This window comes from Pseudidiomarina salilacus, from assembly GCF_047323925.1.
In the GTDB taxonomy this organism is placed as follows: domain Bacteria; phylum Pseudomonadota; class Gammaproteobacteria; order Enterobacterales; family Alteromonadaceae; genus Pseudidiomarina; species Pseudidiomarina salilacus.
In genome coordinates this window covers 84518-110661 of sequence record NZ_CP178752.1, presented here as the reverse complement: position 1 = coordinate 110661, position 26144 = coordinate 84518, and the positions used below count along the sequence as shown (strand labels likewise).

At 52.3% G+C, this 26144-nt stretch carries 19 protein-coding genes and 1 riboswitch; of the genes, 12 read left to right on the top strand and 7 right to left on the bottom strand.

Features of this window, described 5'->3' with window-relative positions; genetic code table 11:
• Positions 1-52 precede the first annotated feature (52 nt).
• Both ACJ8W9_RS10130 and ACJ8W9_RS10125 read right to left on the bottom strand, forming a co-directional pair.
• Positions 53-919 (bottom strand): MBL fold metallo-hydrolase, encoded by an 867-nt coding sequence (locus ACJ8W9_RS10130; RefSeq protein WP_411360994.1) that lies wholly within the window; start codon positions 917-919, stop codon positions 53-55.
• Positions 920-1004: 85 nt separating this feature from the next.
• Positions 1005-2000: an endonuclease/exonuclease/phosphatase family protein gene (locus ACJ8W9_RS10125; protein ID WP_411359541.1), complete on the bottom strand. Its 996-nt coding sequence runs from the start codon at positions 1998-2000 to the stop codon at positions 1005-1007.
• Between the two features lie 110 nt (positions 2001-2110).
• On the opposite strand from ACJ8W9_RS10125, the gene ubiD reads away from it, so the two are divergent.
• The 6 genes from ubiD (at position 2111) to ACJ8W9_RS10095 (ending at position 9395) form a co-directional block, all read left to right on the top strand.
• The gene (gene ubiD, locus ACJ8W9_RS10120) at positions 2111-3580 is read left to right on the top strand and encodes a 4-hydroxy-3-polyprenylbenzoate decarboxylase (protein ID WP_411359542.1); all 1470 of its coding nucleotides are present in this window, start codon (positions 2111-2113) and stop codon (positions 3578-3580) included.
• Positions 3581-3594: 14 nt separating this feature from the next.
• The gene (gene fre / locus ACJ8W9_RS10115; RefSeq protein ID WP_411360993.1) at positions 3595-4293 is read left to right on the top strand and encodes an NAD(P)H-flavin reductase; all 699 of its coding nucleotides are present in this window, start codon (positions 3595-3597) and stop codon (positions 4291-4293) included.
• 21 nt (positions 4294-4314) lie between these two features.
• Positions 4315-4425: riboswitch (TPP riboswitch) on the top strand.
• Between the two features lie 58 nt (positions 4426-4483).
• Positions 4484-6610, top strand: a complete 2127-nt coding sequence (locus ACJ8W9_RS10110; RefSeq protein ID WP_411360992.1) for a TonB-dependent receptor — start codon at positions 4484-4486, stop codon at positions 6608-6610.
• A gap of 27 nt (positions 6611-6637) precedes the next feature.
• Positions 6638-7273 carry a nicotinamide riboside transporter PnuC gene (gene pnuC, locus ACJ8W9_RS10105; RefSeq protein WP_411360990.1) on the top strand — a complete coding sequence of 212 codons (636 nt, stop codon included), beginning with the start codon at positions 6638-6640 and terminating at the stop codon, positions 7271-7273.
• Positions 7255-8037, top strand: a complete 783-nt coding sequence (locus tag ACJ8W9_RS10100) for a phosphotransferase (RefSeq protein ID WP_411359546.1) — start codon at positions 7255-7257, stop codon at positions 8035-8037. Before pnuC ends, ACJ8W9_RS10100 begins: the two co-directional genes overlap by 19 nt.
• 11 nt (positions 8038-8048) lie before the next feature.
• On the top strand, positions 8049-9395 hold the full coding sequence (locus tag ACJ8W9_RS10095; protein WP_411359547.1) for an MFS transporter permease: 1347 nt from the start codon (positions 8049-8051) through the stop codon (positions 9393-9395).
• A gap of 66 nt (positions 9396-9461) precedes the next feature.
• Here the strand turns inward: ACJ8W9_RS10095 and ACJ8W9_RS10090 are convergent, their stop codons facing one another.
• The 4 genes from ACJ8W9_RS10090 to ACJ8W9_RS10075 form a co-directional block, all read right to left on the bottom strand.
• Complete coding sequence (locus ACJ8W9_RS10090; RefSeq protein WP_411359548.1) at positions 9462-9659, bottom strand: DUF3185 family protein; 198 nt, start codon at positions 9657-9659, stop codon at positions 9462-9464.
• 80 nt (positions 9660-9739) lie between these two features.
• Positions 9740-10216, bottom strand: a complete 477-nt coding sequence (locus tag ACJ8W9_RS10085; RefSeq protein ID WP_411360989.1) for a Dps family protein — start codon at positions 10214-10216, stop codon at positions 9740-9742.
• A gap of 105 nt (positions 10217-10321) precedes the next feature.
• Positions 10322-11248 (bottom strand): rhodanese-related sulfurtransferase, encoded by a 927-nt coding sequence (locus tag ACJ8W9_RS10080; protein ID WP_411359550.1) that lies wholly within the window; start codon positions 11246-11248, stop codon positions 10322-10324.
• A 72-nt stretch (positions 11249-11320) separates the two neighbouring features.
• A complete protein-coding gene (locus ACJ8W9_RS10075) occupies positions 11321-11860 on the bottom strand; it encodes a fused DSP-PTPase phosphatase/NAD kinase-like protein (protein ID WP_411359551.1) in 540 nt (179 codons plus the stop codon).
• Positions 11861-11969: 109 nt separating this feature from the next.
• Between ACJ8W9_RS10075 and recC the strand changes: the two genes are divergently transcribed.
• The 5 genes from recC (at position 11970) to ACJ8W9_RS10050 (ending at position 24020) form a co-directional block, all read left to right on the top strand.
• The gene (gene recC, locus ACJ8W9_RS10070) at positions 11970-15413 is read left to right on the top strand and encodes an exodeoxyribonuclease V subunit gamma (protein WP_411360988.1); all 3444 of its coding nucleotides are present in this window, start codon (positions 11970-11972) and stop codon (positions 15411-15413) included.
• Entirely contained in the window at positions 15406-19092 is a 3687-nt protein-coding gene (gene recB, locus ACJ8W9_RS10065) for an exodeoxyribonuclease V subunit beta (RefSeq protein WP_411359553.1), read from the top strand. Before recC ends, recB begins: the two co-directional genes overlap by 8 nt.
• Positions 19089-20993 (top strand): exodeoxyribonuclease V subunit alpha, encoded by a 1905-nt coding sequence (recD, locus tag ACJ8W9_RS10060; protein WP_411360987.1) that lies wholly within the window; start codon positions 19089-19091, stop codon positions 20991-20993. The genes recB and recD overlap by 4 nt, the downstream gene beginning before the upstream one ends.
• On the top strand, positions 20990-21409 hold the full coding sequence (arfB, locus tag ACJ8W9_RS10055) for an alternative ribosome rescue aminoacyl-tRNA hydrolase ArfB (protein WP_411359555.1): 420 nt from the start codon (positions 20990-20992) through the stop codon (positions 21407-21409). The genes recD and arfB overlap by 4 nt, the downstream gene beginning before the upstream one ends.
• Before the next feature lie 73 nt (positions 21410-21482).
• A complete protein-coding gene (locus ACJ8W9_RS10050; RefSeq protein ID WP_411360986.1) occupies positions 21483-24020 on the top strand; it encodes a penicillin acylase family protein in 2538 nt (845 codons plus the stop codon).
• On the opposite strand, the gene ACJ8W9_RS10045 is transcribed toward ACJ8W9_RS10050, so the two are convergent.
• A complete protein-coding gene (locus ACJ8W9_RS10045; protein ID WP_411360985.1) occupies positions 24004-24906 on the bottom strand; it encodes a MaoC family dehydratase in 903 nt (300 codons plus the stop codon). The genes ACJ8W9_RS10050 and ACJ8W9_RS10045 overlap by 17 nt on opposite strands.
• Before the next feature lie 103 nt (positions 24907-25009).
• On the opposite strand from ACJ8W9_RS10045, the gene ACJ8W9_RS10040 reads away from it, so the two are divergent.
• On the top strand, positions 25010-26071 hold the full coding sequence (locus tag ACJ8W9_RS10040) for a helix-turn-helix transcriptional regulator (RefSeq protein WP_411359558.1): 1062 nt from the start codon (positions 25010-25012) through the stop codon (positions 26069-26071).
• Positions 26072-26144: the final 73 nt, after the last annotated feature.

The window sequence follows — 26144 nt, the reverse complement described above, 5'->3', positions numbered from 1 at the left end:
AGTCAAACTGACTGGAGAATGCCGCATTGTCCTTAACCGGAATGCGGCATTTTTATTCGAGTGAATCACCAAATAGCAATCGTTCGCCATCGTCTGGAACTAAAATACGATGGGTTAGCTCTCGTTCAATAATGTAATGTCGTAAATCGTCACGGGTGACGGTCATGTGGTGCAATGCATCCATGTGAACGGCGACAATCGCAGCGTTGGGCGCAAGTTGTGCGGCAACAGCGGTATCCTCTTTGCCCATGAGTATAGGGTTGTCAGCAAATCCCTGTAGTTTTCCAGCGCCGGTATTGAGCACGATGACTTGTGGCTCAAAGGTAGTGATAGCGGCTGTCACCTCTGGGCGCCAAATAGTGTCACCTGCTAAATACAGCGTTGGAGCATTGGCAGTCGAAAAAATAACGCCCATAACCTCACCAAGACCGCGGGCTAGAGCCGGCATTGCATAAAGCAGGTCAGTTCCATGTTGACCGCCGATTTTGCGAAGTTCTACTCCCTGAAAAGTTACTGTGCCCTCTAATCGTTCGATCTGGGTGAAACCTTGCGCTGCCAGTTTGTTCGCATCAGCCTCATTTTGTACAAATATCGGCATATCTTTCGGAATTTGCTGCTGCGCCACACTATCCCAATGATCGGAGTGCGTGTGGGTGACTATCACGGCATCAACATCCGCTAATACGGCTTCGATTGACATCGGCAGGTCGATAAGTGGATTGCGCAAATGATCATTGTGAAAGCCACGGAAGCCATCGTAAGCTCCTCGCTTAGCAAGCATCGGATCAATAAGAAAAGTCACTTCGCCATAGGTAATCTTGGCTGTCGCACTACGCACTTGCTGGAATTCTAAGGGTTCTGCATGCGCTGTATGGACTAGCGTGAATAACAACAAGCATGCGGCGGCTAAATAACGCATCGGCGGCTCCGGTTTCGATTGTACGATTGGCTCGATTGAGTATAACGGGTGCAAAGCCAAGATGGATCTCACCTGCTGACACGCATCACTCCTTTTTCAATGCCAGCTCGATCAGCAGCGGAAAATGGTCAGAGCCAAACTTAGGCAGGCGCTTCATTTCCACCAACATAAAGTGGTTGCTGTGAAACAGGTGGTCGAGCGGCCAGCGCAAAAATGGTAGTTGGGTGTGAAACGTATTAAAGAAGCCACGGCCCATGCGCGGATCGAGCAATCGACTGATGTGCAAAAATTCGCGGGTCGTAGGCGACCAAGCAACATCGTTTAGGTCACCGGTGACAACGACGGGTCCCTGCTCTTTTGCCGCACGCTTGGCAATGGTCAGCAGCTCGCGATCGCGGGGCTTGGACTTTTCGTTTTCGGTTGGACTCGGCGGCGCGGGATGCACGCAATGGAGCTTGACGACACGCCCTCCCGGCATTTGTACGTCGACATGAATCGACGGCACATTATCCTCAATCACATTTTCGACCGAAATATTTTCCAGTGGCCAAACTGAATACAGCATCATGCCGTATAGGTTGTTCTGTGGCACGCGGACGACGTGAGGCAAGTCATCTTCGATATCGGTGAGCTGCTGTTGCCACCAGTCGTTAGTTTCAACGGCGACAATAATGTCGGGGCGTTCGCGGTTGATAGTGCGAACCAGCTCGATAGCGTTGCGATTGGGTTGTAGCACGTTGACGGTAAGAATGCGTAGGTGTTCGCAGACTGTGCTTTCGTCACGCTTGCGCTTGTAGCGCGGCACTGTGCGTGCGGCCAGTGGCGTGTATGGAAATATCCACCAGAGGTGCCACGCGCAAGCCGCGAGTTGTAACGTAACCAACAGCCAAGTGCTGCCCGCTGTTAAGGGTAGCCAGTAGGCGCTGGCCAGCAGCAATAGCAGGGCAACGACCGTTAATTGCAGGCGTGGGAAGTCCCAGATTCGAATTAACCAATGGGTGCGGGAAGACCATGGCACAACACTCACCAGCACCAAAAGTGCAGTGAAACAAGCGATAAGGGTAAAGCTGATGGTGGGCATGGAACAGCATCCTTGTGACAACAGTGGCTTTAGCCTAGCGTACTTTGAAAGCACTGAAAACCACCGTGAAACTCCGTATAATAGAAAAAAACTGAAAAGCCGAGGCAGCAGTGAAATATCAAGACTTGCGAGACTTTATCGCGCTCCTTGAACAGCGTGGTGACTTAAAACGCATTCAGGTCGAGGTCGACCCCTATCTAGAAATGACGGAAATCTCTGATCGCACGCTGAAAGCGGGCGGGCCTGCGTTGTTGTTCGAAAATGTTAAAGGCCATAGCGTACCGGTGCTCGCCAATTTATTTGGTACCCCAGAGCGGGTTGCGCTGGGCATGGGGCAAGAATCAGTCGAAGCGTTGCGCGATGTCGGCAAATTACTGGCGTTTCTGAAGGAGCCAGAGCCACCGAAAGGCTTTCGTGATGCCTTAAACTTGTTGCCGGTGTACAAAAAAGTCCTCTCAATGTCGCCTAAGCAACTTAAAAAAGCGCCGTGCCAAGAGGTGGTGCTCAGCGCTGAGCAAGTGGATTTGACCCAATTGCCGATTCAACACTGCTGGCCCGGCGACGTTGCACCGCTCATTACCTGGGGGCTTACGGTGACCAAAGGGCCGCATAAAGAGCGCCAGAATTTGGGCATTTATCGGCAGCAACTGCTCGGTAAGAATAAAGTCATCATGCGTTGGCTGTCGCACCGTGGTGGCGCGCTAGACTTTCAGGAATGGCAGCGCCAGCACCCGGGTGAGAACTTCCCGGTTGCGGTGGCCTTGGGCGCTGATCCCGCCACCATTCTTGGTGCCGTAACACCAGTGCCAGATAGTTTGTCAGAGTACGCTTTTGCCGGTTTGCTGCGTGATGGTAAGACCGAAGTGGTTAAATGTGTGAGCAATGACTTACAAGTGCCCGCGCATGCCGAAATCATTTTGGAAGGTTACATCGCACCGGGGGAAATGGCGCCTGAAGGACCTTACGGTGATCACACCGGCTATTACAACGAAGTCGATGAGTTTCCGGTCTTTACTGTGACGCATGTCACGCAGCGGCGGCAACCAATTTATCATTCAACTTACACCGGGCGACCACCTGATGAACCTGCCGTATTAGGTGTCGCGCTGAACGAAGTGTTCGTGCCGTTATTGCAAAAACAATTTCCAGAAATTGTCGATTTTTATCTGCCGCCGGAAGGTTGTTCCTATCGCGTTGCCGTGGTGACCATGAAGAAGCAGTACGCCGGACATGCAAAGCGGGTGATGATGGGGGTGTGGTCGTTTTTGCGGCAATTTATGTACACCAAATTCGTGATTGTCTGCGACGATGACGTCAATGCGCGTGATTGGCAAGACGTCATCTGGGCGATGACCACGCGAATGGACCCCGCTCGTGATACGGTGTTGGTTGAGAACACGCCGATTGATTACTTAGATTTCGCCTCACCAGTGTCTGGGCTCGGCTCAAAAATGGGCATGGATGCGACCAATAAATGGCCGGGTGAAACCGAACGTGAGTGGGGTGTGCCTATTGTGATGGCCGACGAAGTGAAGGCAAAAGTCGATGCGATGTGGGACGAATTAGGCATTTTGGATTAAGGATTCTTGGATTAATGAAACAATTATTAGCGCAGTTGGCAGAGCTCGAAAATTTGACACCACAGGTGTATCGCGTGGTGTTGCAGTTGCCAGAAGCGATTGAGTTTAGTGCCGGACAGTACTTACAAGTGGTCATGGGGGAGCGCGATAAGCGCCCGTTTTCCATCGCTTCTTGTCCATCGAAAACAGATACGGTGGAACTGCACATCGGTGCAACGCCGGACAATCCCTACGCCATGGAAGTCATTGAGCGGTTGCAACAACAACGCGAGTTATGGGTGGAAGCCCCACTCGGTAGCGCACAGTACCGTCCGAACAGTGAGCGGGCCATGATCCTCATCGCAGGTGGCACAGGGTTCTCCTACACTTGGTCGATTCTTCAAGCGCACTTGCGCATGCAACCTGAGCGCCCGGTCACCTTGTATTGGGGTGGGCGTAAACCTGCAGATTTGTACTACGATGCTAAGCTGCAAGCCTTAAGTAAGCAGTATGAGCATTTTCACTACCGTCCAGTGGTCGAAGAGGCCGATGCGCAATGGCATGGTGCGATTGGCCTAGTACACCAAGCAGTGATGTTAGAACAAACGGACTTGGCAGAAGCCGATGTCTATGTAGCGGGACGTTTTGAGATGGTACGCGTGGTCCGTGATGACTTTCACGCCCGCGGTTTACCATTGGCGCAACTCTATGGCGACGCGCTAGCCTTCATTTAAGCACGCTGTTATACTTTGCAGCGCATTACCAAGGGGTGCCCCCGTATTTAACGGTGTGGCTGAGATGCTATGAGCGAACCCTTTGCACCTGATCCGGTTAATACTGGCGTAGGAATGGTAACGAACTTAGTTCATCCAGATCTCTTACCCGACCGGATTGTTTCTGAACCAGAAGTTGAGGAAATAATCCATGATTCGCAATCTTTCTTTATTGAGCGCGCTTGCCGCGACCACCACCCTTTGCAGTTCGCCTGCGTTGGCGCAATCCACCGACGACGCTAATCAATCCATCGAACGCATCACCATTCAAGGTGACTTTCGCCACATGACCGTGCAAGAAGCACCCACCAGCGTCACCGCTTTAGTGGCCGAGCGCTTTGGTCAACGGGGTGCGGTGCACCTTGAAAGCATGCTTAATGCCATGGCCAATGTGAACTTTTCTGGTGGTAGCTCGCGCGCACGTTTTATTCAAATTCGTGGGGTGGGCGAGCGCAGCCAGTTTGTGGACCCGATCCAGCCCTCGGTTGGGTTGCTCATCGACGGCATTAATTACAGTGGTTTGGCACAAGCTGCGCAGCTATTTGATATTAGCCAAGTCGAAGTGTATCGCGGGCCGCAAAGTGGTCGTTTTGGTGCCCATGGGATGGCCGGTATGTTGGTACTTGAGAGTACCCAGCCCGGCACGGAAGCCCAAGGGCAATGGCAATTAGGCGTCGCTAATTACGGCGGTGTACGCGGTGGCTTTGCCGCCGGCGCCGAGTTAGGTGCGTTGGGACGGGGGCGTATCAGCGTCTACCAGCAACGTGACGATGGCTTCATTGAGAATACTTATCTGCAGCGTGACGACACCAACAGTCGTTCAGAGCGCAATCTACGTGTGAATTTGTTCACCGATTTAGCACCGGATTGGTCACTGCGAACGACTTTTCATGCTTTGCGCCACGACAATGGCTATGATGCGTTCTCGCTGGATAATGACCGTACAACTTTATCGGATGAACCTGGTGAAGACGATTTACGTAGTCGCGCCGGTCGGTTAGCACTCACTTATAGTGGTTGGCAGGCTGCTGAGGTCGAGCTGAGCTTGAGCACGCTGACGGCGGACAGTGTCTACAGCTACGATGAAGACTGGAGCTATGTCGGTATCGCACCGGGTTGGGAATACAGCTCCTTTGATGCATATGAGCGTGAGCGCGACGACCAAACCATCGAATTACGGATTGTCAGTCAGCAACCACTTATGTTGGCGCAACGTGAAACCGATTGGTTGGCCGGTATTTATATTTACGATCGTGACGAAACCTTGCGTCGCGATTTCTATAACTGGGATATTGACCAACAAGATGTCTTTACCAGTGACTACTTGAGCGAGCATCGCGCTATTTATGGTGAACTGACCCATCATTTGAATCCTGCTTGGCAACTGACCGCCGGCGCGCGCTTTGAGCGCTATGATAATGGTTACACTGACTCGAATCAGGTACGGGAGAACCCGACCGATACGATGTGGGGTGGGCGCTTGAGCTTAAGTTATTTGCCCGAGGTCGATCAGCTTTGGTACCTGACCCTGGCGCGCGGTTATAAAGCCGGTGGCGTCAACGGTGAGGCCTTGGGTAAGGCTCAAGATGCGAGTTTGACGGACTTGCGCGACTATTTATTGGCACGCGCGACTTTTGCGCCAGAGTTGCTCACCAGCTTGGAGTTAGGACATAAAGTGGTCAGTGCCGATCAGCGTTTGGCGCTGCAAGCCGCGGTTTTTGTGCAACAGCGTGATGATGTTCAACTTAAAGGTTGGGTCAACCGCGATCAAAGCTTTGTCGGCTATCTGCAGAATGCGGCCGAAGGCAATGCCTACGGTGCGGAGCTTGAAGTCACTTACCGCGTCAACGAAGCAGTGGAAACCTTTGCTAGCGTTGGCTGGTTGGAAACTGAAATCGATGGTTTCGTCACTGAAGACGGCGTCGATATGAGTGGTCGAGAGCAAGCCCATGCACCGAATTATCAATACAATGCGGGTGTGCGTTGGCAGTTGCTGGAAAATCTGCAACTGACGCTCGAAACGGATGGTAAAGACGGCTTCTATTATTCTGATTCGCACATGAGTCGCGCTGATTCGATGCAAGTCCTCCATGCCAATGTTCGTTGGCAACTGGGTGCGTGGCGGTTGTCGTTGTGGGCGCGTAACTTAACCGACGAAAATTACGGTATTCGTGGCTTCTACTTTGGCAATGACCCACGCAAAGAGTATGTGCCAGAAACTTATGAACAGTTTGGTGAACCACGTCGCTTCGGTTTCACTGCCAACTACCACTTTTAAGCAGCTGCCAGAGCAAAGGAAGCACCCATGAATCCGTGGCTACAACAACTGGTTGAACAAATCCTTGCGACTTCTTGGTTAGAGTGGACTGCGGTGGTGTTGGCCATCGGCTATCTGGTGTTGGCGGCACACCAATCGTTGTGGTGCTGGCTTGCGGCGGGCATCAGCTGTGTGATTTACACGCAGCTGATGTTTGGTGCCAAGTTGTACATGGAAGCCGGGTTACAGGTCATTTATGTGCTGCTTGCCGGCTATGGTTGGTGGCAATGGCGTTACGGTAAGGCACAGATCGACGCGCAACAGGTCAGTGCCTTGAGTTGGCGCTTTCATGTGCTGTGGTGTGTGGTGTTAGCCTTGCTGGCTGCTGCTTTGGCGTGGACGCTACAAACCTTTACCGATGCCGATGCGGTCTGGCTCGATAGCTACACCACCGTTTATTCGCTGTTCGCAACCTGGCTACTAACACGCAAGCAATTCGCCAACTGGTGGTACTGGCTAGTGATCGATGCCATTTATGTGTACCTTTATAGCAGCAAAGGTTTTGTGATCACCGGCGGACTTTATGGCGTATATTTAGGTCTGGTCGTGTACGCAATGTGGCAATGGCGCGTTGGCGCGCATGGAGCATCAGCACAGGAGCAACAATGCAGCAGCAGTGGTTAGAAAGTCTGCCCATTCACGGGGTTATTAAAACCGAGCCGCTCTTGCGCGGGGTTGCTAATAATGTCTATAAAATCGTCACCACTCAGCAAACCTACATCCTGAAACAGTTTCGTTTCGACCATCCTTACGGACTTGATCGTGACCAAGAAGTGCGCGTGCAACAACAGTTAGCGGCGCAGCAGCTGGCACCGCAAGTGTTGCACTACGATGCAGTGCAGGGCTTGGTGTTGCAAAGTTATCTTGAAGAGCCCGATCTGGCGCACGCCGATGTCGCCATGACGGTGAAGTTACAGACGCTGGCAGATCTATCTGCGCACATTCATCGATTGCCGGTTGAGGTGGCGGTTTGGTCGTTACGCGAACGGTTACAGCGCTACTGCGATCAATTGGCCGAGTTTGATGCCGAACATGCCGCGCAATTTCAGGCGCGGCTGCAAAAGTTTCGCAAGTTACTCGACAGTTTTGCCGCGCACCCGGTGTTTTGCCACAACGATTTGGCACTGCATCACGTGTTCTTGGCACCGACGCCGAAAGTCATTGATTGGGAATACGCAGGCATGGGCGAGCGCTATTTTGACCTTGCCAATACCATTGCAGCGAATGACCTAGAACGCCCGCAACAAAAAGCCTTTCTAAACGCCTATGAAGCTGCCGCAGGTTTTACCTTGCAGTACGACACCTTGGCGCATTGGATGGAGCTGGTCGCAGTGATGAATCAGCTATGGTACGAGTTGCATCATCATTTGCAGCGCATCAGCGAATAAGGAAGTGAACTATGAGTGATTCGACCCAGCAACAAAACCTGACCGAAAAAGTCTATGGCTATTTAGCCGAGGACGAAGACGCACGGGTCTGTAAGGATATTCCCGACGCGGCCTGTAATGATCAGCCAAAAGCTTTTATTGCGCATTTACTCGCGCTGAGTATGACCAAGTTAGGTGACTCCTTGGTCAGCGCGCGGTTGGTGCTGCCGTGGATTTTGTCATCTTTGGGTGCGCCATCGGCCTTTATCAGTGCCTTGGTACCGTTGCGCGAATCATTGGCGTTACTGCCACAGTTAATTATTGCGCAGCAGCTACGCGAAACGCCGATACGTAAATGGTTTTGGGTTGCCGGTTCACTGGGTCAATCGCTGGCATTGGTTGGCATGCTCTTTAGCGTGTTAGCGCTGCGCGACGCGGCGCTCGGTTGGGCGATTGTCATTCTGTTGACAGTTTTCAGCACGGCCCGCGGTGTGTGCTCGGTGGCGATTAAAGATGTGCAAGGAAAGACCATTTCTAAAACCCGGCGCGGGCGCTTATCGGGTATTGCCGCATCGGTGGCTGGGCTGCTGTCGGTGCTGACTGCACTGGTGGTAATTTTTGCACCGCAATTTCTCGGTCAAGCGGCCAGCGAGGGTAATGTTCTGATCTTTACCGGTTTGCTCGGGTTTGCTGCCATTTTGTGGTTTGCCGCTGCAGTCACTTATGCGCAAGTACCTGAGGTACCCGGCGCAACCGAAGGTGGTGGCAACGCGATGATTGAAGCGTTGAAATCATTGCGCTTGTTGTGGCAAGACAAACAATTCGGTAGTTTTGTGCTGACGCGCGCCCTGCTGGTGTCATCGGCTTTTGCTATTCCGTATATTGTGGTGATGATTCAACGTAGTGGTGAAGGTAGTCTCACCAGCTTAGGTGGAATGATGTTAGCGAACGGCATCGCTGGCATGCTGGCTGGACGCTTTTGGGGCAAATGGTCCGATTCGGCCAGTCATCATGTGATGGCAGCGGCAGCTTTTATGGCGGTTGCGGTTATGGCTGGCGCTTTGTTGTGCTTTACCATGAGTGACGATTTACTGGCACAGCAATGGCTGGCAGGTTTACTTATCTTTTTGGCTGCGGTTGCCCACCAAGGTGCTCGCGTGGGGCGCAAAACTTACTTGGTCGACATGGCGACACAAGAAAATCGCGCACAGTTTACCGCAGTGTCCAATACAGTGATTGGTCTCGTGCTGTTACTTGGTATTTTGCTTGGTGTGGTGGATAGCTTCGCTGGGGTTGAGATGGTGATGGTGGTGTTGATTGTGCTGGGTTTAATCGCAGGCTTTCGCGCACTGACCCTGCCGAACGTGCAACAAGACTAGTCTTTCCAACGTATAAAAAAAGGCCGTGCGACACTAGATGTCGCACGGCCTTATTCATTGAACGCTCTATTTACCGCGAATAATGCCGTACAGACCAACGACCACAGCAATGGCACCGCCGATCAAATACCACATCGCATTGTCGGTAGTTTCACCGGTTAACGCTTGGCTTGCTTCAGATGCGACGGAGTTATACGCCTCGTAACCGAAATACAGCAAGATAATCCCTACGACTAAAAGAATAATGCCAATCACTTTATTCATGAAACGGTCCTTTTCTTTCTTGTTTTGAGGTTAACTTCCAATTTCAGCTTAGCAAAATCTTGTGCGAATACAATGAATTGTTAGGTGCCCAGGTAAGACGTTAACATCCAAGCAGTTTTTTCCTGCTCTTTAATGTAATCGCTCATCAAGGCAGAAGTACCTTCATCACCAGCGTCCCCGGCAAGTTCGAGTAATTCGCGTTGCAAGCGGATGGTGACGCGGTAGCTATCTAGGACCTCACGGACGCAGGCTTTGCCGTCACGTACGTCTTTGACCTCTTCAATCTGGCTGCTCTTGATATACACCGAATAGGCATGCAGTGGGCGCTGGCCCAAGGTCAAAATACGCTCAGCAATTTCGTCGACCTTGAGTAACAAGTCGTTGTAGGTTTCTTCAAATTTTGCGTGCAACTCAAAGAACTCTTTGCCTTTGATGTTCCAGTGGAAACCGCGCACGTTCATGTAGAAGATTTGGTAATTGGCGAGAAGCTCGTTGAGTTTCTCGGCAAGCTTTTCAGCGTGGTGTTGGTCAAGACCAATAACATTTAGCTGTTGCATTACATACTCCTTGTTGTGAGCTTAAAAACTTGATGTCTATAGTAAAACCTATGGGTCAGTATAGACGTTTTCAAGCCACAACAAGAAGTTTATGTTAGCGATTGCCTACATCGATTTTTCTTCGAGCTTACCGTCGCGAATATGTTGCTCGCCACGTTGCTTGGCGAGTTGGATTTGCTTTTCACGCTCGGCAAAGCGTTGCTTTTGCTCTGGAGTGGTCTTATCAAAGCAGTGCGGACAGCTAACACCTTTTTGATAGTGTGCAGAGGCTTTTTCTGCTTCCGTAATCGGCATGCGACAGGCATAGCACTGATCATAATCGCCTTGCTCAAGGCCGTGGCGCACTGTTACGCGCTGGTCAAAGACGAAACAATCACCGTTCCAGGTGGTATCCGTTGCTGGCACCTCTTCTAAATACTTCAAGATGCCGCCTTTTAAGTGATACACCTCGTCGAAACCAATCGACTTTAAGTAAGCAGTGGATTTTTCGCAACGAATGCCGCCGGTGCAAAACATCGCTACTTTTTTATGCTTGGCAGGGTCGAGGTGGTCTTTCACGTACTGCGGAAATTCACGGAAACTGTCGGTCTTGGGATTGATCGCACCTTCGAAAGTACCGACTGCATATTCGTAATCATTACGGGTATCAATCAGCAGGACTTCAGGGTCGCGAATCAAGTCGTTCCAATCTTTGGGCTCAACGTAGGTGCCGACCACGTTTTTCGGGTCGACCCAATCGATGCCCATGGTAACGATTTCTTTTTTTAGCTTCACTTTGGTGCGATAGAAGGCTTGGGTATCGCTCGGTGATTCTTTGTGTTCGATATCGCTGAATTCGTCGCGGCTGCGAATAAAGGCAAGCACGGTATCGATGCCTTCGCGGGTGCCACAAATGGTGCCGTTAATGCCCTCGCGAGCAAGTAGCAAGGTGCCTTTGACGCCCTGGGCAACCATGCAATCGTACAGCGGCTCGCGAAAGGCTTCAAAATCGTTAAATTCCACAAACTTGTAGAGTGCGGCGCAAATATACATGTTACTTCCTTCTTTTGGCGGTTCGGATCGCAAATCCGAGGTCAAAAATTGCGCGCGCATTCTAGCATAAAATTATTCGCTGAGCAGCTCTTCGACACGCTTGCGCAGGTCAGTCATGCCATAGCGTTCGCCGATGGCCAAAGCCTCTTCGGTGCTGGCACCCTGATGCCATGCAGCGCGCAGTGCCATCATAGCGCCCACGCGGTTACCACTGGCACAGTGCATGTAGATGGCTTGTTCTTCGTTCAGCCACAAATTCTGATGGAACAGTAAGACGTTCTCTTTGGTCAGATCGTCGGCGCCTGCAACCGGAATATGGTAATATGCGAGGTGATTCTCAGTGGCCCATTCGGCTTCATGAATTCCGTTCATTTCAGCATGGCTGCGTAAGTTAATAATCATATCCACACCGGCATCGGCGAGTTCTGCAACTTCGTTTTTCTTCGGTTGCCCCCCAACAAAGTGGCGCGGCTCGGGATGCGCAAAATTCATGATTTCGCTGACCTCGGCGTTGGCTTGTAATGCCTCGCTTTGGGTTTCTTCATAGACAGTAACGCAGGCGCTCAACAATAGCGTTGCCAATGACAGCGTGAGTAATTGCAAAATTTTCATAAAAAGTGTCCTTTTTTACGCTTCGCGCGACACCAAATGTCGCGCGGTGTTGCTAGCCTAGCACTGCATGATTGGGTAGGATGATCCACATGCAAGGAGAGGATAGCAAATGAGTGAAAAAAACGCAGGATTAATCGTTGCCCACAGCCACAGGTTAGAGGAGCTGACCGATTTGGTGGTGCGCTTCACACGGATTGCTCCTCTCAACCCGCTCGAAAGCGAATGCATGCTGGTGCAGTCGAACGGCATCGCCCAGTGGCTTAAGCGGCATCTGGCTGAGGCAACAGGTATCGCAGCTATGCTCGATGTGACACTGCCGGCCCGTTTTCAGTGGCGCGCTTATCGCGCCGTACTCGGCGATAGTTTGCCCAAGCACTCACCGTTTGATAAAGATCGTCTGACCTGGCGCTTGATGCGCTTATTACCGAATTTGGTTGAACAGCCGGAGTTTGCCAGTCTGGCGCGCTACATTGCCGACGATCGGCAACAACGCAAGCTGTATCAATTGTGTGAGCGCCTCGCAGATTTGTTCGACCAATATCAAATTTATCGCGCTGATTGGCTCGCTGATTGGGCCCAGGGTGGCGCGATGAAGGCAAGCGGCGAGCAAGCATGGCAGCCGATTTTATGGCGAGCAGTCCTCAACGATGTCGGTACCACAACGCTGCCTGACCGAGCCGAGTTGCACCAACGTTTTATCGCCAAAGCCCAGCAATTATCGCCACAAACGCGTCCAGCAGCGCTGCCACCGCGCATCATTGTATTTGGCATTTCGAGTTTGCCGGAGCAAATGGTTGAAGTGTTACATGCCTTGTCGAGTTGCTGCCAAGTCGTACTCTGTATCCACAATCCATGTCAGCACTACTGGGTGGACAGCGTAGATGGCAGTCAATTAGTCCGTGAGTTGCGCCGTAAACGGCAACAGCGTAAACCCGGACAAGCCGAACTGAGCATCGACAACCTACACACTGAGACCCATCCACTGCTGGCATCTTGGGGTAAGCAGGGCGGCGATTACATCGCCATGCTGGATCAATTCGATGCCACCGAGGAGCAAGCTGAACGTTATCCACAGCTACGCTTCGATTTGTTCGATGAAGCTGCGGGCGAAATAACGACGCGCTTACAGCAGTTGCAAGACGATATCTTAGATTTACGCAGCCCGATTGAGGCCAAGCCGTTGTGGCAGCAATTGCCGCTTGATGACAGTATCCGGTTGGTGAGTTGCCATAGTCCGCAGCGCGAAGTGGAAGTCTTGCATGACCAATTATTACACTTGTTTTGCACCGATCCTGAACTCAAGCCTAGTGATTTGATAGTCATGGTGCCCGACATCGACACCTACGCACCGCATATTCAGGCCGTGTTTGGTCGCTACAGTAAAGATGACCCGCGGGCGATTCCATTTACCCTTAGCGACCAAGGCACACGCCATCGGCAACCCTTGGTGGTGGCGCTTGAATACGTGCTGAATATCGCTGCGCAACGCGCCACCGCAAGCGAATTGCTCGATTTATTGCAAGTTCCTGCACTACAACAACGTTTGGGCTTAACTGAAGCTGATTTAGAACAATTACAAATTTGGCTGCAAGCGGCAGGCGTGCGCTGGGCTTTGCATGAGCAACATCGTGAGCAGTTAGGCTTGCCTGCAGCTGCGGGGCGCAATAGTTGGGCGTTTGGTTTGCGACGGATGCTGCTGGGCTACGCCATTGGTGAGCCAGAACCTTTTGATGCCACTTGGGCTGGTGACGTACCCTACCCAGAAGTCGGCGGACTCGGTGCCAACGCGGCTGGTGCGTTACAACAACTTCTACAAGTGCTGGATGACACCTTTGCGCTCGGCGTGCAAGAGCACCCGCCACAGATCTGGGCGGCACAATTGCAAGAGCTGATGCAGCGCTTATTTGCCGCGCATGACGAACACGACGAGCTGTTACTCGATAAGCTTGAGCGACAATTGCACGCCTGGCTAGAAACCACGCAAGCAGGCGGTTTCAGTGAGCCGGTGGCGCTTTCTGTGGTGACGGAAAGTTGGTTATCGCGCGTCGATGAACAGCAACTGAATCAACGGTTCCTAGCCGGTAGTCTCAATTTTGCCACGCTAATGCCGATGCGCGCCATTCCATTCAAAGGTGTGTTTTTGCTCGGCATGAACGACGGTATGTACCCGCGCCAACGCAAACCATTTGATTTCGATTTGATGGCGAACGACGTTCGCCCTGGCGACCGTTCGCGCCGTGAAGACGATCGTTACCTGTTTCTCGAAGCGTTACTGTCAGCCCGCCGCTGGTTTTCGATTAGCTGGTGTGGCCGCAGTATCCGTGATAATACCGAGCAGCCACCGTCGGTTCTGGTTAGTCAATTACGTGATCATTTAGCGCAGTTGGGGCACGAGCAAGCGCCTGAGCAGCATCATATGCAGGGCTTTCATCAGGCTTATTTTCGCCGCGCCGAAAGTAGCTCACAAGGCTACTTTACCTTTGCCCATGAGTGGCAAAGTTTGCACCAGCAACAGCCGACTGTCGCCGCGGAGCTGACGCCGTTGCCGCCGATGCAGCTGGAAGGCGAGTGGACCTTGCGTCAATTAGGCCAATTTTTACAAGAACCGGCACGTTGGTTTTTAACCCAGCGCCTGCAGAGCTATTTGCCTGAAACGCGGATTGAGAATCATGACCACGAGCTGTTCACGCTTGATGGTTTGACCCGTTGGCAACTGCTCAATCGCATGCAGTTGCCGCTGCAAGAAGCACTGACCCAGCAGACATCCGCGGACCAGTGGCACCAGTGGTTAACGCGCTATGTCACGCATTTGCAAGCTGCAGGTGAACTCAGCACGGGTGCGGCAGGGCAACCACAAGTGACGACCTTGACCCAAGCCGGCGAAAGCTATTGGCAACAAACTGAGGCTCTTGTGCAAGATTATCCCCAGGTTTGCCCACGCCTGACCGTAAGTCGCAGCGAACCGGTGCCGTTGGTCGAAACTTTTACCGGAATTCGCTGCAATGCGGCCGGTGAGCGGGCACGCTGGGTGGTTTCAGCGTCGCGAATTGTCGAGCGAAACGGCACACCACGCTATGCAAAATTGCTCGGCCAATGGCTTGAACATCTGTTGTTGAACACGCAGGCGCCGCATCGAACCTTTGTGGTGAGTGTAGAGAGTACGCTGGTGCTCGAGGCTTTGCCTACAGAACTTGCCGAACAGTTAATGCAGACTGTGTTGTACTGGGCGCAACGCGGTTTACAGCAACCCTTACCGTTGCACTGCGAATTAGTCTTTAGCGGTTGGCAAGACGCGCTTAAGGCTGGCGGTGTTGATGCCGTGCGCGAACAGCAGGGGCAGTTTTTAAATACCGCAGCCGAAGAAACCTATATGCAAGATCGCTACAAAGGTGCTGTTGCTCTGCGCAAGCGGGCGCGCTACCTGCGCCGTTTTTATCCTGATTTTGCCAGTCTTTGCACGCATGCTGAACTCGCACACGAGGCAGCGCTTGCGCTTTACTTGCCACTGGTAAGCTATGTGGTGAAAGGGAATGGAGGTACCGCAGATGACTGATCCTATTCAAGCACTTGACCCGTTGCGCTTGCCGTTGCGCGGGAGTCATCTTATCGAAGCAAGTGCAGGTACGGGTAAAACTTACACCATTGCCGCGCTGTATCTGCGCTTAGTGTTGGGTCACGATGCTGGTGATCCACAGCAAAGTTCGGCCGGTGCGCGCATGCGCCTGCCCAAAGAAATTCTGGTCGTCACCTTTACCGATGCCGCGACCCAAGAATTACGCGACCGTATTCGCGCGCGCTTGGCAGAAGCCGCCAGCTTCTTCCGTGGGGATTGTGCTACCGACGATGGCTTTCTGCGCACTTTGCGTGACGCCTATGCTGCTGAAACCTGGCCGCAACAAGCTCGCTATTTAGATCTTGCCGCCCAGCAAATGGACGAAGCCGCAGTGTCGACCATTCACGGTTGGTGTCATCGTATGCTCAGTGAGCATGCATTTGCCAGTGGTAGTCTCTTTAATCAAGTGTTGAATACAGAACAAAGTGAGCTTTACCTGCAAGCCGCCCAGGATTACTGGCGACGCTTTATCGCCAATAAGACCAGTGAAGAACTCGCCGCCTATACACTTATGACCAAGCAGTTCTCGAGCCCTGAGGCTTTGGTCAGCCGCAGTCGCGAACTGATGCATGTACCCCTCGACAGCTTGGCCGATGAGTTAACCGCGATAGACGCATTTTTAACCAAGGCGCAGCAGTTGCGTGATGAGTTTCACCGAGCGTCGCTATGGCGCGAAGCCTATGCGCAGTTCCAAGTAAGTTTTGTCGATAGCGTATTTGCCAAAAAGCAAGTCAATGGGCGTAAATTGCGGGCCGATTGGCTAAATAATTGGCTGCAAAAACTCGAACAATGGCTGCAACAGTTAGAGTCGGCACCTGCTAGCGCCAGTCTGTTGCCCGACTTGCCTGAGGCAGGCTGGAATCGCTTGCAACCGGAGGGCTTACAAGAGGCTGCAAAAGTACCATTGTCAGAGGACGCATTGGCGTTGCCACGACTGTTGCAGCGGCTTGCAGAGGCTCATGCTGCACTGCCTGATACGCAGCAGCAAATTCTTGAGCATGGCGCGCGTTGGTTGCGCGAACGTTTCCGTGAATTGCAGCAACAACGTGCCGAGATTGGTTTTGATGACATGTTGACGCGCTTGCGTGATGCGCTGCGTGGGCCGCAAGGCGATTCCTTGGCAGCGCAGTTGCGACAGCAATTTCCCATCGCCATGATCGATGAGTTTCAAGATACTGACCCAGTGCAGTACGAGATTTTTAATCGTATCTATCGGATTGCTGAAACGCCCGAAGACAATGGTGTCTTTTTGATTGGTGACCCGAAGCAGGCAATTTATTCGTTCCGCAACGCCGATATTTACACTTATCTTGAAGCGCGCCGTGCCACTGCCGGGCGTCATCATACCTTAGCGAAAAACTTCCGCTCCACGACCGCCATGGTGGCGGCAAGTAACGCGTTGTTTGCGCAGGCAGAGGCAACTGATCAGGGCGCGTTTTGTTTTAAACAGGGCGATGACAACCCGCTGCCCTTTGTGCCAGTCAGCGCCAACGGTTTAGCGCATCGCTTTTATCGCGGGGGATCACCGGCTCCTGCGCTAGCGTTGGCGACCTTGACCGATGATGATGGCTTACCTAAGAATCTAGAAGGTTATGTCGCAGAGTTGTTTGCCGAGCAAATCACGCGGTTATTGAATGACCCGAGCACTGGGTTTTATGACTCGGAGACCGACCAATTACAACGTCTACAACCGAAAGATATTGCCATATTGGTCAACAATGGTCGTGAAGCACAGTTGTTGCGTGACAGTTTACGTGCCCGCCAAGTGGGAAGCGTATACCTGTCTGATCGACAATCGGTATTTGCCGGCACTACCGCCGAAGATCTCTACATTTTACTGAGCGCCTGTGCGCAACCACGAGACCCCGGGCGTTTGCGTGCCGTGCTGGGATGCCAGCTGCTCGGTCTCGAGCTGGCGCAGCTTGAGCAAATCAGCAGTAACGAAGCAGACTGGGAAGCGCTGGTGCAGAATTTCTTCCATTATCATGAACTGTGGGAGCGTCGAGGTGTCCTCACGACTTTGCAGCAATTGCTGCATGATTATGAGATACCGGCAAAATTGTTGGCGCGACCGAATGGCGAGCGTGAGCTCACTGACTATCTGCATTTGGCGGAATTATTGCAGCGGCAGTCAACGCTGGTTGAGGGCACGCATGGTTTGTTGCGGTTCTTAGCCGAACACATCGAAGCAGCGCGCGAAGGTTCCGAAGCCAGCAATGCAGAACTCCAAGTGCGGCTCGAGAGTGACGCTGAACTAGTGCAAATTGTCACTATCCATAAATCCAAAGGCTTGCAGTACCCACTCGTATTCTTGCCATTTGCCTGCGCGGCACGCGGCGACAAAGTAAATTTTCCGTGTCGTTATCATGATCGCGATGGGCAATTAAAAGTGGCCATGGAAGATTCTGCCGAGGTCAAAGAACAGATACTAGCGGAACGTTTCGCCGAAGAGCTACGCAAGCTTTATGTGGCTGTAACGCGCGCGCAGTATGCTACTTTTGTTGGAGTCGTGCCGTTTAAGCACCAAGAGAAATCGGCTTTGAACTACCTATTCGAAGCTGCAGAGCGCGATCTCAGCACACTGGCTGCGGTGCCCTTTGTTGACGATGGCGAAGTGCCTGCTGCGGCAATTGCTGAGGTTGAAGATCTCGCCGCGTGGCAAGGACAGTCGCTGTACACGCCGCCGCAAGCTACTGAGGCGGCGCTCGAGGTTTGCCGCATGCCTGCAGACTTTCGTTACCCACAATGGTGGATCGCGAGTTACAGTGCGCTGCGCTACGGTACCTCTGAAACCATTGACACCAGTGAAGATGCAAATGCCAGCAATGTTGTTGAGGCACGCTACGAGGATCGCAGCACTCTAGAGCAATTACCACAGCAGCACAGTATTCATGCGTTTCCACGTGGGGCAAAGCCCGGCACCTATTTGCACAACCTGCTTGAAGATGCAGCTGCTGAAGGCTTTGCCAAGCTGACGCATGACCACCAAGCGCTGCAGCAATTTGTGCATGAGCGCAGTGAGCTAGCGCCATGGCAAGAACATCAACAAGTGCTGAGTGACTGGTTAGGCAAGTATTTGCAGACGCCATTTCAGTTGGCTGTGGGGACACCGCCAATGCGCTTGTGCGATTTACAACACTATCAAGCTGAACCTGAGTTTTGGTTCCCAGCGAATGCCGTTGCGACGCGCGAACTTGACGACTTGGTGCGGGGCGCGATTGCACCTGGTCATGCTCGTCCTGCGCTGCTGCCGAATACCCTGCAAGGTATGCTAAAAGGCTTTATCGACTTGGTGTTCGAATGGCAGGGCAAATATTACGTAGCCGACTACAAATCCAATTATTTAGGCGCTGATGCCGCTGCCTACAGTGCCGAGAAGATGCAAGATAAAATTCTCGATAGTCGTTATGACCTGCAATTTGTGATTTACACCTTGGCACTGCACAAATTGCTGGGAGAGCGCTTGTCAGACTATGACTACGATACCCATGTGGGCGGCGCACTTTATTTGTTCTTACGTGGCAATGAAGCCGACACTGCTGGCGCGTATTTCAACCGTCCACCGCGGGCCCTAATTGAAGCATTGGCGCCACTGTTTAGCGTCAAGGAGGTCGCATGAAGGTACTCACTGAACTGCGCAAGTGGTACCAACATGGCTGGCTACGGGCGATTGACCTCAGCTTTGCCGAATACCTCGCGAATAAAGGTGAGGCGGCGGAAATTGTGCTGCTCGGAGCCTTGGTCAGTCACCAGCTCGGTCGTGGTCATCCGTGCTTGGACCTGCAACAATTGCAGCACGAACCGCAATACACCTTACAACTGCCACCAGAGCACGCGTCAGCCGAGAGTCGCCAGCAATGTTTAGGTATCACCGCGTTGCTAGGCTCGGTCGCCCTTGATGATGCAGCAAAGCTGCAAGCAGCGGCGGCGCTCAATCAACAACATTCGCCTTTGGTCTTGCAAGAGCAACGCTTGTACCTGCGCCGTTATTGGAACTATGAGCAGCAAATTAAGCAGGATCTCGCCACGCGCATGGCGACAACCCGCGCTATTGATCCACAGCAGCTACGGAGCGACTTAGACGACTTATTCGGTGCTACTGACAAGCTTAGTTGGCAGCGCCTTGCGTGTGCGCTGGCAGTTCGAAGCGGTTTTACCATTATTACCGGCGGCCCCGGCACGGGGAAAACCTACACTGTGGTAAGGCTGTTGGCGTTATTGCAACGACAGCGCAGCGGCACCGAACCCTTGCGTATTCGACTCGCGGCACCTACCGGTAAAGCAGCGGCGCGGATGCAGGAATCGATCAACAAAGAGCGCGCTAATTTGCCGGCGCGCGATCAAGCCGAATTACCCGAAGCCCATGCGGAAACGCTGCATCGATTACTCGGCAGCCGGCCGCACAGCCGCAGTTTTCGCCATAACCGACAGCAACCCTTGGTCGCCGATATTCTGATCATCGATGAAGCCTCGATGGTCGATATCGAAATGCTTGCTGCGATTACCGCAGCGCTGCCTGAGCATGCCAGCTTGATCTTACTGGGCGATAAAGACCAATTAGCGTCAGTCGAAGCCGGTGCAGTTTTGGGGCAACTGTGCGCTGATGCGCAAGCAGGGCATTATGCGCCAGAGCTGGCGCATTGGCTGGCAACGACGCAACAAGCGGCACTCCCTGAACAGGTTGTTGATGCGCACGGAGCTGCGCAGTGGCCGTATTTGCAACACACTATGATGCTGCACGAGAGTCGGCGTTTTGATGCCAGCAAAGGCATTGGTAAACTTGCGTTCGAAATCAATCGCGGCGAAACCCGTTGGCTGCAAGACTGGCTACGCAATGCCAGTGCCATGGCGAGTGCCGACCCAGCCATGGCTAACATTCACGTGTTAACAGCGACCACACCGCAACAGAGCGAGGTAAAGCGGCTGGTACAGCGAGGCTATCAACCCTTGCTCGATTTACTTGACCAAGCGGAGCAGGTGACCGACACCGACGCTTGGGGCCAGCAACTATTGTTGCAACTACAACAGTTTCAAGTTCTATGTGCCCTGCGTGAGGGCGACTGGGGGATGCATAACTTTAATCAGCTGATCACCCAATGGTTATTCGCCGAACAAACGGAACGCGATAACTGGTACGTTGGCCGCCCAGTCATGGTGACCCACAACGACTACAGTCTCGATTTGCGTAATGGCGATATTGGCTTAGTGGTGAAGCGACCTGAGGATGCGTCCTTACGGGTACTCTTTATGGGTGACAACGGCAAGCTCCGTTGGTTGTTGCCATCGCGACTTGCGCACATTGAGACCGCCTTCGCGATGACCATTCATAAATCGCAAGGATCTGAGTTTACCCATACCGTGGTGGTCATGCCCGATCGCGATGCGCCGATACTGACCAAGGAATTGCTCTATACTGGGATTACCCGAGCCAGTCAGGAGTTTACTTTGATCGCTGCCCAGCCCGAACTGGTCATCAGAGCTACCGAACGCCGTGTCGAACGGATTGGAGGTTTAGCGTGAGTGACATTCAGATATCTCAGCGTGTCAGCATTCCCGAGCACGAAATCGAATGGCAGTTTATTCGCTCGAGTGGAGCTGGTGGGCAGAACGTCAACAAGGTGGCGACCGCCGCGCAGTTGATCTTCGACATCAAGGCTTCATCGCTGCCGGATTATTATAAGCAGCGTTTGCTGGCAAAAAGTGATCATCGCATCACCGCTAGTGGCAAAATCATCATCAAGTCACAAAGCACACGTAGCCAGCTACAAAATCGCGAACTTGCCCTGGAACAGTTTATCGAGTTGGTCGCTAGTGTGCAGCGCCAAGCAAAACAGCGGATTCCAACCAAACCCTCGTTGGCAGCCAAGAAGCGCCGCATTGAAGGCAAGAAAAAACGCGGCGATGTGAAGAGTTTGCGACAAAAGCCATTAGTCTAAAGCGACTTGCGAGACCCGCAATGGGCAGCCATACTGCAACAACCTTTTCAAATAAAAATAACAGGTAAACGCTATGGCAAAACCAACTTTCCAGCGTGCATGGCTGCCCACCGCTATCGCACTAAGTATTTTTACGCTTGCCGGTTGTGGCGACGGCTATGACCCAGACCCAGTCGACGAGGTTGTCGTTACCAATCCCGAGCCTGAGGGTTTAGTGACTTTCGATCCAGATGGTACTTTGGAAGCAGACATTACGTGGACCGATTATGGCGTGCCTTACGTCAATGCGGAAAACCTTGAGAGTATCGGCTACGGCGTTGGTTATGCGTTTGCTCGTGACAACATTTGTATTCTTGCTGATCAAATCATCAAATTTAACTCGAAGCGCGCCATGTATTTCGGCCCAGACCGTGTGCCGGGCAGTGGTGACTCTGACAATATTCTCAACGATTTTGGTTACTTAGCTTTAGGCATTCGCGACAACGCGGAACAGGGTTTCAGTCAAATCAGTGAAGAAGCACAAGCTATCATCACCGGCTATGCAGCAGGCTATAACCGCTATCTCGCCGATACTGGGGTCGACAATATTGCGCCTGCATGTGCTGGACAACCTTGGGTGCAACCGATCACCCCGATTGATTTGATGACCTATGCGCAAGGTGTGGCCTTGTTGCCCGGCGCCGCCAACTTTACGGGCCCGTTATTCTTGGCTGTGCCACCGCAACAAAATGCTGGCGCGACCAATAAAGCAACGGGTGAAGCCATGTCACTGGCGCCGATTGCCGAACTTCATAGTGAAGTGCCTGATACCAACCCAACTGAAGCGGGCTCCAATGGTTGGGCCATCGGTAAAGATTTAAGTGCAACCGGGCAAGGTATGTTGATTGCTAACCCACACTTTCCACACAGCGGCAACCAGCGCTTTTGGCAGTTTGGTGTTGAGATTCCGGGTGAAATGAAGGTAGTTGGCGGCTCGCTATCGGGCATGCCGGGTATCGTCAATATCGGTTTCAACGAGAATGTCGCTTGGACTCATACCTTCTCGACTGCATCACGCTTTACCGTGCATCGCCTCACGCTCGATACCAACGATAGTGAAGGAAAAACCTATCTACTCGATGGTGAGCCAGTCGCGATGACGCGCAAGCAACACGAAATTGAAGTTGCCACCGGTCCTGGTACCTTTATGACCTTGCAGCGTTCGAGCTATCACAGCGAGTTTGGCCCAATTATCGTGATTCCGAATGCACTGCCTTGGGGCACTGATCCGGTAACCGGTCAACAAGTGGCTTACGCGTTATTTGATGCCAACTTGCCGAACTACGAGTTGTTTGATCACTGGCTTAGTATGAATTTGGCGGATGGTATCGATTCGTATAAACAAACTTTTGTCGATAATACTGGCACCGTATTTAACAACGCCATGATGGTCGATAAAGACGGTAATACCTTCTTTACCGACGGCTCTTCGGTACCGAATATTCGTCCAGATGCTATTGCCGCATGGGCAGAGAATCCGCTGTATCAGGGCTTATCGCAACAAGCAGGATTGTTTATCTTCCCGGGTGATGACAGCGGCTTTATTCCGCAAGGTACAGTGCCATTTAGCGAAGCGCCGCAACTGGAGCGCAGCGACTTCGTTCAGAACTCCAATGATAGCTATTGGCTAACCAATCCAGCGGCGCCCATCACTGGTGTCTCGCCGTTGTGGGGACCGGTGGGTAATCAGCAGTCGTATCGCTCACGAATGGCACAGAAAATGCTTGCTGAGGGTGGTTCGGTAGATGGCAAGTTCACCCGTGAAGACCTAGTCGAACGACTGATTGGGAATCGTGCATGGCTGGCGGAAGAAGTGTTAGCTGATCTGGTCGCGCATTGCGATGCGCGTGGCACCACGCCAGTCAGCATTGCTGGCGATGCAAGTGTGGATATTTCAGCAAGTTGTGCGGCATTAGCAGCCTTCGATGGACGCATGAACTTGAATAGCGTTGGTGCAATGCTGTTCCGTGAGTTCGCCACCGAGTTTCGGCGTAATCCGCAATGGGTAAATGCTTACGACCCAGCACAACCCACGGCGACACCGAATACCTTGTTAGCGAATGAGACCGTGTTGCAGCAACTTGCGACTGCGCAAGCGCGTATCGAGACCGCCGGTTTGGCCGCCGATGCAGCGCTGGGTGAAGTTCAATTTGTTGAACGTAGTTTGCCAAACGGTATGCCGTCCGGTGTGCGTTTACCTTGGGGTGGCGCGAACAACATCGAAGGTGGCTTCAACGTCTTCCGCAGCAACATGGGTAACGATGGCACCGTATTACCGCGCCATACCTATCCGCTCTTGCCTGGCTCTGATTTGAGCGCCGCTGCAGGCGGTTACCACATTACCTATGGTTCAAGCTGGATGTTTGCGCTGGAATTTACTGCAGACGGACCGGTTGCCAATGGCTTATTGACCTACTCACAGGCCTCCGATAGCAACTCAGACCATTACCTTGATCAAACGTTATTGTATTCATCACAGCCACAGCTGCGTCCATTGCATTTCCACAATGACGACATTGCTGCAGCAGCGATTGAAACCTTAACGTTGAGTGGTGCTAGCGAGCGAGAGTAAAACGCCCCTCAAGGCGCTGGAGATTGTCTTCAGCGCCACACACCTGATAACGCCCTGCGGTATCGTCGGTGCACTGCTCCCACAATTGAATGATTGCGGGCATCGGCACAGGGCGTTTGAAGTTCACATCAATCTTTTGGATCGATTGTTGATGCTTGCGTTCAATTTCCGCATGCGCACGACCGGCCATATACATGCCATGAATGATCGGCTGTTCAAAACCAAACCAACGCGACAGCAACGGATGCAAGTGAATCGGGTTAAAGTCACCGGAAAGTTTGGCATAAGCGCGACCTTCAGCCGCTTCAAGTCGCCACTCAGGGAGTGCTTGCCAATCATCATTGGGTGCTTCTGCAACTTTTGCTTCACGCGGTTTTGCCGGTTTAGGTTGGTTCTTCGGCATCACCTGATACTCACTCACGCAGGTCACAACTTTTTCATCGCCCTGCCAAAACGTGACCGTAAACACTGGGCGTAACCGCCGTGGTGAAACTTTTGGGCCGCGCGCGGGTAATTTGATGTGGGCATCGATGACAAAGTCTTCACCGAGTTGAATGGGGGTGTGTTGCTCCAATGCATTGCTCACATGGACTAAGCCAGGCGCTGGCCAAGGGAAGCTGTCTTCGAGCATTTGCGCTAAATGAACACGCTGAGCTAGGCAATACATCAAAGTCAGGGGTACCTCACTCACAAAGCCGCCAAACGCATCCTTGTAACGACCTACTTGCGCAGCCGTAAGCGCCGGAGCTTGATACTGGCCGGTGAGTTCAGTTGCCTCAGCAGTGGCAACGTCTTGACGCGCCACCGTAAACAGAGAGCGCAAATACATGCCCGGTAACTTGGGTAAGGGTGCGGCTGAGGTGGTTGAAGCTTCGATATCGTGCATAATTGTTCCTAACGTCAGATGCGCTAACTATAACATAATTTTGACTTTCGTAGCTATTCGTCAGTAGCATCAAGATTCCACCTAGTATACATGGAAACGCACAATGGAAGGACATACCACTAAGGGCGAGAGCCTAACGATCCGCTGTATTTACATGTTATTAGCACTGTACGAGCGGCCACGCACGGTGGCAGAGCTCGAAGCCTATCTGCAAGAGAAAGGCTTAGCACAGGTTTCGCGCCGTTCTTTACAGCGCAATCTCGAAGACCTCGAAGGGCATTTTGGTCTTTATCGCGAAGAACGTGAAGCTGTAAATGCTGCCGATGTCTGGAACTTGGCGCAACAAGACTTTGAGAAACTCTTGGAGCTTGAAGATCCAGTGGCGCTAGCGTTAGTAATTGCTGAGCAGCAACTGAACCAATTAGGACCCATGACGGTGTTTGCGCCGGTGCAAAGCTTGTTTGAGCGCGCGCGGGAACAGTTAGCCAGTCGCAACACCACGGCGTCGCTTTGGTTAAAACGCGTCAAAGTGAGCGCTGCTTCTCATCGTCTAGTGGGACCAGAACTTGCCAACGAGCAAAGTCAGCGATTGCTTGATGTTGCCTTGCGACAGGTGGCGATCCGTCTACATTACCATCCGCATCAGGGCGATCCAGCACAAGTCATTCGTGCGACGGCGCTGGCGGTGTTTTATCGCGGCGCGGTGGCCTACCTGATTGTCCGCGACCACAGCAATGATCGCGTGCGACAGCTACCGTTTTCACGCATCAGTGAAGTGCGTGAAGTGGTGACCGAAGATGCTCGCGTGGGTGACTTTGATCTCGATACTTATGCTGCAAGTGGCGCGTTGGCCTATCGTTTTGGTGACCCATTTCAGCTCGAAGCTGTGGTATTTAATTCAATTCGTCGTGAAATAGAAGATGCGCCCTTAGGTGAAGATCAAGAATTGCTAGAGCTTGCCGACCAGCCTCATTGTCGGTTACTGCGCGTGACCGTGCCCTATACTTTAAACTTGGTGCAATGGTTACTTGCTCGTGCCGCCTATTTGAAGATTATTGGGCCCGATGATTTTCGCGATAAATTTCAAGAAGAGTTGCAACGTGCGTTGAAAAACTTTGAATCTGAACAACTTTGTGTTCCCGCGGAAAGAAATTTTGGCAGTTAGTTACATTAGTTCCTCATGAACTTTGTTTTAGCGCTTGACGAAATAAAGTTCATCTATCATATTTTAGGTATAG